Annotated in this window: 15 protein-coding genes; 8 read left to right on the forward strand and 7 right to left on the reverse strand. The window is 31.8% G+C overall.

Features of this window, described 5'->3' with window-relative positions:
* Positions 1–294 precede the first annotated feature (294 nt).
* The 4 genes from HMPREF2737_RS05870 to HMPREF2737_RS05885 form a co-directional block, all read right to left on the reverse strand.
* Positions 295–1,221, reverse strand: coding sequence for an efflux RND transporter periplasmic adaptor subunit (locus tag HMPREF2737_RS05870; protein WP_037548226.1), 927 nt, complete (start codon positions 1,219–1,221; stop codon positions 295–297).
* 149 nt (positions 1,222–1,370) lie between these two features.
* On the reverse strand, positions 1,371–2,297 hold the full coding sequence (locus HMPREF2737_RS05875) for a DMT family transporter (protein WP_037548229.1): 927 nt from the start codon (positions 2,295–2,297) through the stop codon (positions 1,371–1,373).
* Between the two features lie 312 nt (positions 2,298–2,609).
* On the reverse strand, positions 2,610–2,831 hold the full coding sequence (locus tag HMPREF2737_RS05880) for a DUF2922 domain-containing protein (RefSeq protein WP_037548232.1): 222 nt from the start codon (positions 2,829–2,831) through the stop codon (positions 2,610–2,612).
* Positions 2,832–2,865: 34 nt separating this feature from the next.
* Positions 2,866–3,072 carry a sigS mRNA-stabilizing protein SroA gene (locus HMPREF2737_RS05885; protein WP_037548235.1) on the reverse strand — a complete coding sequence of 69 codons (207 nt, stop codon included), beginning with the start codon at positions 3,070–3,072 and terminating at the stop codon, positions 2,866–2,868.
* 142 nt (positions 3,073–3,214) lie between these two features.
* On the opposite strand from HMPREF2737_RS05885, the gene HMPREF2737_RS05890 reads away from it, so the two are divergent.
* Genes HMPREF2737_RS05890 through HMPREF2737_RS05925 form a run of 8 tightly spaced genes read left to right on the forward strand, consistent with a single transcriptional unit; the run spans position 3,215 to position 9,725 of the window.
* Entirely contained in the window at positions 3,215–3,772 is a 558-nt protein-coding gene (locus HMPREF2737_RS05890; protein WP_011276535.1) for a tyrosine-type recombinase/integrase, read from the forward strand.
* Positions 3,773–3,800: 28 nt separating this feature from the next.
* Entirely contained in the window at positions 3,801–6,203 is a 2,403-nt protein-coding gene (locus tag HMPREF2737_RS05895; protein ID WP_037548237.1) for a DUF4040 family protein, read from the forward strand.
* Entirely contained in the window at positions 6,190–6,615 is a 426-nt protein-coding gene (gene mnhB2 / locus HMPREF2737_RS05900; RefSeq protein WP_037548239.1) for a Na+/H+ antiporter Mnh2 subunit B, read from the forward strand. Before HMPREF2737_RS05895 ends, mnhB2 begins: the two co-directional genes overlap by 14 nt.
* The gene (gene mnhC2, locus HMPREF2737_RS05905; protein ID WP_011276532.1) at positions 6,612–6,962 is read left to right on the forward strand and encodes a Na+/H+ antiporter Mnh2 subunit C; all 351 of its coding nucleotides are present in this window, start codon (positions 6,612–6,614) and stop codon (positions 6,960–6,962) included. The genes mnhB2 and mnhC2 overlap by 4 nt, the downstream gene beginning before the upstream one ends.
* Complete coding sequence (gene mnhD2 / locus HMPREF2737_RS05910; RefSeq protein ID WP_037548242.1) at positions 6,952–8,451, forward strand: Na+/H+ antiporter Mnh2 subunit D; 1,500 nt, start codon at positions 6,952–6,954, stop codon at positions 8,449–8,451. Before mnhC2 ends, mnhD2 begins: the two co-directional genes overlap by 11 nt.
* Entirely contained in the window at positions 8,448–8,930 is a 483-nt protein-coding gene (gene mnhE2, locus HMPREF2737_RS05915) for a Na+/H+ antiporter Mnh2 subunit E (protein ID WP_037548244.1), read from the forward strand. The genes mnhD2 and mnhE2 overlap by 4 nt, the downstream gene beginning before the upstream one ends.
* Positions 8,927–9,229, forward strand: coding sequence for a Na+/H+ antiporter Mnh2 subunit F (gene mnhF2, locus HMPREF2737_RS05920; protein WP_011276529.1), 303 nt, complete (start codon positions 8,927–8,929; stop codon positions 9,227–9,229). Before mnhE2 ends, mnhF2 begins: the two co-directional genes overlap by 4 nt.
* A complete protein-coding gene (locus HMPREF2737_RS05925; protein ID WP_037548247.1) occupies positions 9,204–9,725 on the forward strand; it encodes a Na+/H+ antiporter subunit G in 522 nt (173 codons plus the stop codon). The genes mnhF2 and HMPREF2737_RS05925 overlap by 26 nt, the downstream gene beginning before the upstream one ends.
* 496 nt (positions 9,726–10,221) lie before the next feature.
* Here the strand turns inward: HMPREF2737_RS05925 and HMPREF2737_RS05930 are convergent, their stop codons facing one another.
* The 3 genes from HMPREF2737_RS05930 to HMPREF2737_RS05940 form a co-directional block, all read right to left on the reverse strand.
* Positions 10,222–10,827, reverse strand: coding sequence for an FMN-binding negative transcriptional regulator (locus tag HMPREF2737_RS05930; RefSeq protein WP_037548249.1), 606 nt, complete (start codon positions 10,825–10,827; stop codon positions 10,222–10,224).
* 274 nt (positions 10,828–11,101) lie between these two features.
* Positions 11,102–11,341: a DUF3923 family protein gene (locus HMPREF2737_RS05935; RefSeq protein WP_037548251.1), complete on the reverse strand. Its 240-nt coding sequence runs from the start codon at positions 11,339–11,341 to the stop codon at positions 11,102–11,104.
* A 98-nt stretch (positions 11,342–11,439) separates the two neighbouring features.
* Entirely contained in the window at positions 11,440–12,681 is a 1,242-nt protein-coding gene (locus HMPREF2737_RS05940; RefSeq protein WP_037548256.1) for an ArgE/DapE family deacylase, read from the reverse strand.
* Between the last annotated feature and the right edge of the window lie 263 nt (positions 12,682–12,944).

Below are 12,944 nucleotides of genomic sequence, written 5' to 3' on the forward strand. Positions count from 1 at the left end.
TTTTCTATTTTGCTCGTTAAATTATATATAACGTCTTATAATAGTTAAAATTACTTAAATAATTTAGATTAAAAGAATTTTATTAAATTAATTTAATGCTATATTATTTAGTTAATTATAACTAAATGAAATTAAGAAGTAAACAAAAAAGTACTTAATAAAACAATATTTTGATTATTATATTCTTTATTTGAATTTCAAAGCAATTTATAAAAATCAATTAATTAAGAACAATTATTATTTCGCTCTATATAATAAATTTTAATATGAATATACAATTGCAAAAAATCACTGCTATTTTTGTAGAAGTGATGATGAAGGATGCACAATCACTTTATCTCCAATATTTAATCCATTGGATACCATAATATACCCATTTTTTTGACTTTTAGTATATTCTATTCTTCTTTTAATAATTTTGTTATTTTGTGTAATTAAAACATAATAATTTTCATAAATTGAACTTATAGGTAGTTCTATTTTAGAAGTTCCAACATCGATATCAAAGTGGCGTCCAAAAGGGTATTGATCTTGAGTCGAAATATCTACTTGATAAATTGATTCACCTTTTTCTACTTTATAAGGGATTTGAATGATAGAAAGAATTTTACCAGTAAATAATTTGGAGTGATTTCTTGTAACGTTTACATCTTGATTAGCTTTAATATGTTCCAATTGAGATTCAGTTATATTAGCACGAATAATATGTTTTTCGCTATTAATTTGCATTATTTTTGTATTTAATTTAGAAGGATGTGCTTCTAGGATAGTTACTTTTCCAGAAATAGGGGAATTAATGCGTGTTTGAAGTCGACTTTGGAGTTCTAATATTTGGCTGTTTAGCGTTAACTGTTGACTAATTGATTGTTTCGGTGAATGGTTGATAAGTGAGGATAGGGCCTTCTTTTTATCTACAATAAGCTTTTCAAGGAGCGGATTGTAATACTCTAATAAAGGTGTATCAGAATGGATGATTTCATCATTTTTGACAAGTAAGGAAGAAACATTTCCTAAAGATGGATTGAAATATAAAGTGAAACTTTCTTGTGGTTGTTGTTCGCCAATGAATGAAAGAGAGTATTGAGGTTTTGCAGTAATGGTTTCTATTTTAGATGTGTCAGGTTCTGTTGGAGTTTTTGCATAAATATAACATACAAAGGATATGACGAGGAGGATAAGTGTGGCAATTAAAATTCTTAACGGGGTAAAAAATGTCTTCAATAAGATCACCTCTATAAAATTTTTATACAACTATTATACAATGGCGATATAACGAATATGTGTAATATCGTATAAATAAAAAAATGTCTTCTCAATTACTAAGAAAAGAAGACATTTTAAATAAAGATATTAATATAGTGTTGTAAAAACTAAAAGAGGCGTAACAAAATAATTCCTATAGCTATGGCAATTAGCCCACTAAACTTGCGAAGTGTTATTGGATTCTTGCGAACGCCTAAACCGAAATGATCAATGATAACGCCCATTAACATTTGACCTAACATTGCGACGATAGTTGTCAGTGCTGCACCTAAAAACGGCATCAGAATTATATTTGATGTGACAAATACAACGCCTAGAACACCACCAATAAAATGTATTGGCTTGATTTTACCGATATCAGGGCGTGTGATTTTAATTTTAAGACTTCTGTTAAATATTAACGTTAAAATGAATAATGCTAATGTACCAACAGTGAAAGATACGAGTGCGGCAAATAGCGAATTATGCATTTGCTGAGCTAGACCACTGTTAATTGTAGTTTGTAATGGTGGCGCAAACCCAAATATAAAGCCGATGATAAGCCAAACATAAAACATATGATTTGTTTTTTCTTGGAGTTTATTTTTAGGTATATAGTTCATTAATAGGATACCGAAGAATAGGATTATGATGCCTACTGCTTTTAGGAAAGTAAATGAATGATTGCTTGCGCCAAGTAGTCCGAAAGTATCTATGAAGACCCCCATGATGATTTGACCAGCTACTGTCATGACAACAGTTAACGCTGCGCCTAAACGAGGCAGTAATAATAAGTTTCCTGTTAAGAAACAAACACCTAGTAGACCACCAACCCACCAATGATAGTCAATTGTATGTCCACTATAAAATGAAGCGTCAAATAATTTAGGATTAAAAATCATATTTAAAATAAATAAAAATAGTGTACCTACGAAAAATGAAATGGTAGATGCATAAAAAGATGATTCTGTATATCGTCCTAGGCGAGAATTGATTGAGGTTTGGATTGGGACCATCATACCAGCCACAATACCGAGTATAAATAAAAATGCCACGATAGACCCCCTATATTTTCTTTCATAACTAAACCATCATTATTATACGCATTTTAGTTTCCAATTTCAAAATACGAATATCAACGCGTTTTACTAATGGTGGGCTCAGAATATAAATTATTGAAGTATTAATTATAAAAAAAGAAGCTAGGACAGAATTCTTTTCGAATTCTTCATCCTAGCTTCGCAAGGTTGACTAGAAGTGAGAAAAGCTTGATTTAAGCGTCTTGTCAGTTTAGTCATCTATTACGAATATACGCAGTAGTCATGAAACATTTTTTTGTCTCACACTCATTGAAACATCAGAATGTGTTATTTAGTTTCAAATAGAGTAGTACTCGTAACGTCTATTAATTTAGCAGAAGTGGCTTTAATAGGTGTGCCAACTGTAGGTTGTAGAATATTAAGTTTAATAATATTATCCATAGCGGCTTTAGCATCAGCCTCAGATACAGCAACGTTAACTTGTGGGAATTGCAATTTAGCAGTTTTATTTAAATTTGTTTTAAAAGCAAGTTCTAAAGTCTTTGACATGTAGAATACCTCCTTTCTTAATTTTTAAGTTAAATTAGGATAAAACTTGTGTTTTAACCACCTCAACTTTATCGAATGTTTCATTAATCAGATGTGCAATGATATTGACGAATGATCTGATTTCTGAATCTGTGGCTTTAGTGTTTAAGTTAGTAAAACGACGTTTTGTTTCTTTCGCTTTACCACTTGCGTCGTGAGTGATATGCGTGCAAACAACAGATAATTGTGAAATTTCATTCATATGTTTGTCACCTCCTTTCACTCTATATATCGAAATCCATTCAAAAAAGGGACACATTTATTTAAAGAAATTTGAGCAAAAACATTTAATGTTACTAAAATATGGTTTATCATTAAATAAGAAACTTTTATGAGGTGGATAAATGAATCAAGTTGAACCGATCAGAAATAAAGATGATATAAAAAAGATGTATGATGTATTAAAAAAGAAATCTGATAGAGATTATCTTTTATTTAAATTAGCTATACATACGGGTATACGTTTAACAGATTTATTAAATCTAAAAGTGAAAGACGTCAAAATGATTGATCAAGATGAAATAAAATCATCTTGGATTGAGTCATGTGCGCCCGCAATCAAAATCTTGTTACCAAACGATTTACGTGAAGAGGTTAGAAGATTTATTGAATATAATAAGCTTATGGATGATCATTTATTATTCCAATCGATAAGAACACATAAAGAGTTATCTAGACAACAAGCTTACCGAATCATTCATCATGCCGCTGAAGAGTTAGGCTTGTGTCATATTGGATTGACCACTTTGCGAAAAACATTTGCTTATCATGCTTATCAATCAGGTATTTCTATTGCAATCATACAAAAATATTTAGGTCATCAGACAACTCAAGAAACGGTGAAATTTATCGGGTTGTCTGCCGATGATGAACTTCATACAATTATCGCTTTAAATTTATAATTGATTTTTACTGAAAAGGAGGCTTTTGATGAGCTTAGTATATTTACTAGGTGGACTAATAGTTATTATGTTAATCGTCTTAATGACGTTGTTTATTAAGCCATTGAGACGGTTCGCTGGATATATTGCTTTGTTAGCACCTATTTTAGCTTCGGGATATTTCTTAGCCCAAATTCCTAATGTTCTACATGGAAAATTTGTAGAATTTAAAATTCCATGGATGCCCGCTATTGATGTTAATCTAGATTTTCGATTAGATGGTCTAGGATTAATGTTTGGATTAATTATCTCCATTATAGGGGTGGCAGTATTCTTTTATGCTACTCAGTATTTATCTGTTAATAGAGATAACTTACCGCGTTTCTTCTTATATTTATTATTATTCATGTTTAGTATGTTGGGTATTGTAGTCTCAAATAATACTATCTTAATGTATGTTTTCTGGGAATTAACAAGTGTATCGTCATTCTTATTAATTTCATACTGGTATAGCAATGCCGAAAGTCAATTAGGCGCCATTCAATCATTTATTATCACTGTTTTAGGTGGTTTAGCCTTATTAACAGGATTCATTATGTTGTATATCATTACTGGTACAAATACGATTTCAGAATTACTTACTCAAAGTCATAGCATTAGTAAACATGCTCTATTTATACCAATGATGATAATGTTGTTAATAGGTGCATTTACGAAATCAGCTCAATTTCCACTCCATATTTGGCTACCTAAAGCCATGGCTGCACCCACCCCTGTAAGTGCCTATTTACACTCAGCTACTATGGTTAAAGCTGGTATCTTTTTACTATTTAAATTCACGCCTATCTTAGGTTTAAGTGATAGTTATATTTATATTGTTACTTTTGTAGGTTTGATTACAATGATATTTGGCTCTGTAACGGCCTTAAGACAATATGATTTAAAAGGTATCTTAGCGTATTCAACAATTAGCCAATTAGGAATGATTATGTCGATGGTTGGTCTAGGTGGAGGTGTTGCGCAACATTCATCAGGTCCAATGTCAGAGACGTATACATTAATTTTATTCGCCGGTTTATTCCATTTAATGAATCACGCAATATTTAAATGTGCTCTATTTATGGGTGTCGGAATCATTGATCATGAAGCTGGTACGAGAGATATTCGCCGACTAAGTGGAATGCGTAAATTCTTCCCGAAAATGAATTTAGTTATGACACTTGCTGCGTTATCAATGGCAGGTGTGCCGTTGTTAAATGGTTTCTTAAGTAAAGAGATGTTCTTCGATTCTTTAGTTAGCGCAATCAAACTTCAACAATTTGGTTTAACGTTAACGATTATTGTTGTAGCTATTGGTGTTATAGCAAGTATCTTTACTTTTGTGTATGCAGTTTACATGCTTAAAGAAACTTATTGGGGAGAATTTGATGAAAAGAAAGTGCCAAAGAAACATATTCATGAACCTTGGTTGTTCAGTTTACCTGCAATAATTTTAATGGTTATGATACCAATAATTTTCTTTATTCCCAACCTTTTCACTGAGCACTTAGTATTGCCGGCACTACGAAATGTTACCAATTTGGGTAGTAGCGTAGATGCAATAGCACCGCATGTTTCTCAATGGCATGGTGTTAATTTGCCACTCATTTTTAGTGTGATTGTTATTATAGTTGGTCTCATTGTAGCGTTAAAAGTAAACTGGAAAGCTATTACGCATCAAGTCATTAAATATGCTTCTATTACAAATTCTTATCGCAACGTGTATCGAGGATTTGAACGTTATTCAGGTCAAATGATTCGAGGTTTAATGAATAACAGATTAAACCATTATAATATTATAACGGTTCTTATTTTCTCTATATTAATTGCATATGGCATATTCCAAGTAGGTTTGCCAAAGTTACATCAAATAGAAGTTTCAGAATTTGGTCCATTGGAAGTTATTTTAGGCATTATGATTAGTGTTGTCGGTATAGCGTTAGTGTTTATTCGACAACGTTTAACAATGGTCATTTTAAATGGAATTATTGGTTACAGTGTTGCATTATTCTTCTTATTAATGAGAGCACCAGATTTAGCGTTAACTCAATTAGTAGTAGAAACAATTACGACCATTCTCTTTATTGTAAGTTTCTCTAGATTGCCAAATATCGCTCGTACAACAGCGAATATGAAAAAAGAAGCAATCAAAATTATCGTATCATTTATTATGGCTGGAGCCGTAGTAACGCTCATATTTATTGCGCAACAAGGTGATGGTCTAGAGTCAATTTCTAAATATTATACGAATGCCTATGAATTGACTGGTGGTAAAAACATTGTAAATGCTATTTTAGGAGATTTCAGAGCCTTAGATACAATGTTTGAAGGTATCGTCTTAATTATTGCCGGTTTAGGTATTTATACATTATTACATTACAAAGATAGGAGGGGCCAAGATGAAAGAAAATGATGTTGTGTTAAGAACCGTTACTAAAATCGTCGTATTTATTTTATTAACATTCGGCTTTTATGTTTTCTTTGCGGGACATAACAATCCTGGTGGCGGTTTTATAGGTGGTCTTATCTTTAGTTCGGCCTTTATCCTAATGTTTCTAGCTTTTGATGTACATGAAGTATTAGAAAGTTTACCTATTGATTTTAAAAAGTTAATGATTGTTGGTGCCATAATCTCAGCACTTACTGCAATCATTCCGGTTTTCTTTGGTAAATCGTTCCTATACCAAAGTGAAGCATACATCCATTTTCCATTATTAGGTGAATTACATGTAACGACAATTACATTGTTTGAATTAGGGATATTGTTAACGGTTGTCGGCGTCATCGTAACAATTATGTTGGCCTTGAGTGGTGGTAAATCATGAATTTAATATTATTACTTGTGATAGGATTTTTAGTGTTTATAGGAACGTACATGATACTATCACTCAACTTAATTCGAATTGTTATAGGTATTTCGATTTATACGCATGCGGGAAATCTAATTATTATGAGTATGGGTCATTATAGTAATAAGATGACGGAACCTTTAATTCACGGTTCTAATACTAATTATGTGGATCCATTATTGCAGGCTATTGTTTTAACTGCGATCGTTATCGGGTTTGCAATGACTGCCTTCTTACTAGTATTAGTTTATCGAACATACCGTGTTACTAAAGAAGCAAATATTGATGTATTAAGAGGAGAGGAGGATGAAAATGAACAGTAATTTATTAGTCCTTCCAATCCTATTACCATTGTTATGTGCATTAGTCCTTGTTTTTACTAAAGAAAAGAACAGGTTGTCTAAAATTTTGTATATTGGAACAATGTCTGTTAATACAATTATTTCATTATGTTTATTGATATACGTCTTACAACATAAACCCATTACGCTTGATTTTGGTGGTTGGGCAGCACCTTATGGTATCCAATTCTTAGGTGATTCACTGAGTTTAGTTATGGTTACAGTGGCGTCATTTGTTGTGACACTCATTATGTCATACGGATTTGGTCGTGGGGAAGATCGTGTAAATCGATACTACTTGCCTACTTTCATCTTATTCTTAACAACAGGCGTTATTGGCTCTTTCTTAACATCTGATTTATTTAACCTGTATGTTATGTTTGAAATCATGTTACTAGCTTCATTTGTATTAGTAACGTTAGGACAATCTGTCGAACAATTAAGAGCAGCCATTATTTATGTTGTACTGAATATCGTAGGATCATGGTTATTCTTGCTAGGTATTGGTTTATTATACAAGATGGTTGGAACATTAAACTTCTCACAAGTTGCTTTACGTTTAGATCAAATCCATGATAATAAAGCGATTATTATTATTTCAATTGTATTTATAGTGGCCTTTGGTTCGAAAGCTGCCTTAGTACTATTTATGTGGTTGCCTAAAGCTTATGCAGTGCTTAACACTGAACTTGCCGCTTTATTTGCAGCGTTAATGACGAAGGTAGGAGCATATGCACTCATTCGTTTCTTTACACTTCTATTTGATCAACATACGGGTGTGACACATCCATTGTTAGTATTTATGTCATGTATCACAATGCTTATAGGCGCTTTCGGTGTTATTGCATATCGTGATATTAAGAAAGTGGCTTCATATCAAGTTATATTATCGATAGGTTTTGTCATTTTAGGTCTAGGTTCCAATACCTTTGCAGGTGTACATGGTGCTATCTTCTATCTAGCGAATGACATTATTGTGAAGACAATGTTGTTCTTTATTATAGGTAGTTTAGTTTATATGTCTGGTTATCGCGAATATAAATATTTATGTGGATTAGCTAAGAAAGAACCATTCTTTGGTGTTGCATTTGTTGTTATGATATTTGCGATTGGAGGCGTACCGCCATTTAGTGGTTTCCCAGGAAAAGTACTCATCTTCCAAGGTGCGATTGAAAATGGTAACTACATTGGCTTAGCGTTAATGATTATCACAAGTCTATTAGCAATGTATAGTCTGTTTAGAATTTTATTTATTATGTACTTTGGAGACAATGATGGTGAACAGGTTGATTTCAATCCACTACCTAAGCACCGTAAAACGATTCTGGGTATTTTAGTCGCAGTCGTACTTGCAATGGGTATTGCAGCGCCAGTTGTGATGAATGCTACTGAAAATGCAACAAAATTGAATATGGATGATAATTATTTCCATAGCATTGTCAATTCACATTTGAAGGAGGGAAATAAATGAGACAAGTTGTATTGAACATATTAATCGCATTTTTATGGGTACTGTTTCAAGATGAAGACTCATTTCAATTCTCTACCTTCGTATCTGGCTTCATCATTGGTTTAATCGTAATTTATATATTACATCGTTTCTTTGGACAAGCTTTTTATCCTAAGAAGATATGGATTGCTATTAAGTTCTTAGGTGTGTATTTATACCAATTAATTACTTCTAGTATTAGTATTATTAATTATATTCTATTTAAAACGAGACATATGAATCCTGGGTTATTAACATATGAAACGAATTTAAAAAATGATTGGGCAATTACGTTTTTAACTATTCTAATCATTATTACGCCTGGTTCAACAGTTATTCGTATTTCGAAGACTACCAATAAATTCTTTATACACAGTATAGAGGTTTCAGAAAAAGAAAAAGAAAGTCTGCTTAAAAGCATAAAACAATATGAAAACTTGATTACGGAGGTGTCACAATGATTGAAACGCTCACGAATTTTTTTATTACAAGTGCATTAGTATTATTTGGCATAGCGTTCATAATTGGATTATTCCGTTTAATCAAAGGACCTACTACAGCTGATAGGGTTGTGGCATTCGATGCTTCCAGTGCTGTCATCATGTGCATTATAGGTATAGTTAGTGTTATTTATAATACTGTTTCGTTCCTTGATTCCATAATGCTTGTTGCAATTATTTCATTTGTAAGTTCTGTATCTATTTCTAGATTTATAGGGGGAGGTCGAGTATTCAATGGCACAAATAAACGAAATCATTGATTTGATTGCCGCTTTCCTCATATTTCTAGGCAGTATCATTGCCGTCATTAGTGCAATTGGAATTGTAAAATTTCAAGATGTCTTTTTACGAAGTCATGCATCTACCAAGAGTTCTACGCTATCTGTCTTACTAACATTAGTGGGTGTATTAATTTACTTTACGAATGAACAAAGCTTCTTTAGTGTTAGATTATTATTATCAATTGTTTTTATTAATTTAACATCACCGGTAGGTATGCATTTAGTTGCCAGAGCAGCATATCGTACAGGTGCATACATGTATCGCAAAGATGATGCACTAAGTCGATCTTCCATTTTATTAAGTTCTAAAGAATACAATTCTACAGAAGAACTTAAAAATCGAGCTCGAATTCGAGAAGAGCGTCGTGAAAAAATTTATTACGATGTTCAGAAGCAGCGACAGAAAGAAAAAGAAAAACAGCAAGAAGAAAAAATCGAAAGTTTATCAGAAGCTAGAAGAGAAACTAAAGATTGATTAAATCAATGAATGAGATTGAACATGAATGAGTAATAGTTAAGACTACTACTTTGAAATGCTCAATCTCATTTTTTAAAATTTATATAAGAGACCAGTGTCATTAACACGGTCAATATACTTAAATAAATGTAAAGAAGTAGGAAAGGTATGGGTAATGTAGCGATTATAAAATGAATAACCAATAATAAGATTGGCGTTACTAAACTAAGTAATAAAAATAATAAGTCCATATAAGACCAGTGTTTCGTTGTAAAAAGATAAAAGATTTCTAAAAGCCATATAATCGGAAATAAAATTGGGTACGCAATTATAGATGGGACAAACACAACCATTTATGCCAATGCATTCTCGCCTTCAAGTTCAGACAATGGTGGCAGAAATAATGTCCAAAAGAACAAGGTTGCAATCATTAGTAAAAAAGAGCATATAAGAAGAACAAATTTAAATTTATTCATCATAAAGGACTTCTATATAATATGACATGAATTTGATTCTAATTCGTATCTATTTCTTTAGCTAAACTATTATGCATCGTGTTACTACTATCTGAAAGGTGTCTTGTAATATTCTCCCTGTCTTTTTGAGGGCGATTTTGACTCAATTTGTATGAAGCTTCAATTTTGTTAATTTTAACTTTAAAACCAACAATGCCGTGGATTTGTTGCTTTGTTTGGTCAGAAATATTATTCCATGTTGCGCCATTATAACGATGTTGTTCATATTTATACAGCAACTTGGATAAATCAGTGATAAGCGTTTCCTCATCTAATAGCTCACCACAGCCATAAGTATGTACAATTTGATAATCCCATGTTGGTACATCCTCTGTTTCATACCAAGTAGATGAAATATAAGCGTGCGGACCGTGAAATATCATAAGTATATCTTCATTATTTTTAATCGATGTCCATTGCTTATTTTTCTTAGAAAAGTGCCCAGACACATATAAATGATTATCGTGTTCCTCGACGATAACAGGTAAATGCGTGGCTATTGGTACAGAATTGTCAGTAGTGATAATGGTAATGAAATTATGTTCTATCATAAAGTGCTTAATTTGTTTGAAATCCTTCATTTCATAATATTTAGGAACATACATTCTTTACACCCCTTATTTAAGGTAATAAGTATATTAAAAGTAGACAGTTGTATTTTTATATTATTTGTTGAATCATACCCTATTTCTAATGATTTAAGTAAATTCATAAAAAAAATTAGTGAAACAATTTAAAATATAAAAGGGAAAATGTAAAAAGAAGAGGGTTCAGAACAAGGTTGATTAAATAAAAAAGAAGAGGGAGTTGGACAGAATGTTTAGATTCATTGCCTTAATCCCTCACATCTACTTAATTTGCGTTAACTTAGTAAATAATCTAAATTGTTGCTTGTTTGCGTTTTGAATAAATGAGATTAACAATTAGCCATACGATTTGTATCAAGAATGGAATTAGATATGCTAATCCCAATACAGCAATATTAATCCATTTGACTTCGGTAGTTTGTATAACACCTGCTGCATCTGCAGATCGTTGCCAAAGTAAAAATGCAAATCCTAAAAAACTTAAAACTTCAAACGCACTTATTATCCACCAAAAAATCCATGAAATTTTCATGATATCCTCCTATGAATGTAAGACTCAACTAAAGGATAACATACACGTTTAAATATAAAGTTTTCTCAGTATAAATATTAGTTTAAGATGATCGCTAGTTACTTATATTTCTTTAAATAAGTTATAAGCAATTCCTTATAGTAATCGATAAAACGAAGATATTTCTCTTTTTCGACATATTCATTTATTTGATGAGGTACTGTTCCTGGTCCAAACATTAGGAAAGAAAAGTGTTCATCTTTATCGCGCAATAAATTGGAAGCATCTGTTACACCAACGGTTGGTGATGCGACAATATCCTCTCCAAATATTTGTTTAGCTACGCGTTGCCCAATCTTAATTAATTGATTATCTCCAGTTGTTAATACTGGATCTAAATCTAAGTATAAATCTTCTTCTAACTGTCCGCCTTGCTTATTAACTTCTTCTAAATACGTTTTGAATAGTGATTTAACTTTTTCGTTATCATATTCTGGAATTGTTCTAATATTAAATTCAGCAGTTGCAGTATCAGGAACTGAATTGACTTGGTTCCCACCATGTAAAATAGTATTGCTAATAACAAGTCCAGAAATCACACGTTCAACTTCTTCTTCATCTAAATTGTTTTCTTGTTGTAATTGTGATTGAATGTGTTTGATAAGATGTGAGAAATCTAGCTTTTCGCTTTTTAATTCTTTCGAAATACGTTCATATTCTGTATCGATATCTTGTATAAATTGAATTAATGTTTTAATTGCATTAAATCCTACGACAGGTACAGAGCTGTGTGCGGCCTTTCCTTTAGAAGTGATTTTATAATCCATCGATCCTTTATGAGCAAAAACAATATTCGTTTCAGATGGTTCGGCAATTATCAAAGCATCAACATTATTCATATAACCTTTCTTATACAATTGTGCGGAACCAAGTTGTTCCTTTTCTTCGCCGGCAGTTGCCAAAAATTTTATCGTACCATGAGGTAGTGCATCATTCTCTTTCAACTCAATCATCGTAATAGCTAAAGCCATAAGTCCAGATTTCATGTCTGAGGTACCACGACCGAATAATCGATTATCTTTTTCAGTCATTTGAAATGGTGGATAGTCCCAATCGTTTTGATCACCTTCCGATACAACATCCATGTGACCTGAAATTGCAACAACTGGACTACCACTGCCGACTGTAGCAATTAAGTTAGCACGTTTACCTTCAATAACATCAATTTCTGCGTTAATATGGTGCGCTTCAAATAAGTCCTTCAAATAAGTTGCAACTTCAATTTCATTATCATTCACCGAATTAATTTCTACGATATCTGATAATAATTTGAGTTTTTCCTTTTCTGAAAATATATTCATAATTTTAACTCCTTAAAATAGAATTGTTATACGGTTAAAATTTTAGTAAAGATTAAAAATACGTCAACTAAATTAATCTTCCGTTTATAAAAGAAGAGGAAGGACCGCTATTTCAATCCATTACTGAATTTTATTGTAATAGGGAATGAAAAATGTATGTATGGTTTAGAAGTGAATTATAGTGTCTTCAATTTAATTAAAATAGATTAGAAATGAATGCAAGTTAGTTAATTCATTGTAACTTTAATGGTAAAATTATAATT

The sequence above is a fragment of the Staphylococcus sp. HMSC069D12 genome (genome assembly GCF_001810405.1).
GTDB lineage: Bacteria > Bacillota > Bacilli > Staphylococcales > Staphylococcaceae > Staphylococcus > Staphylococcus haemolyticus.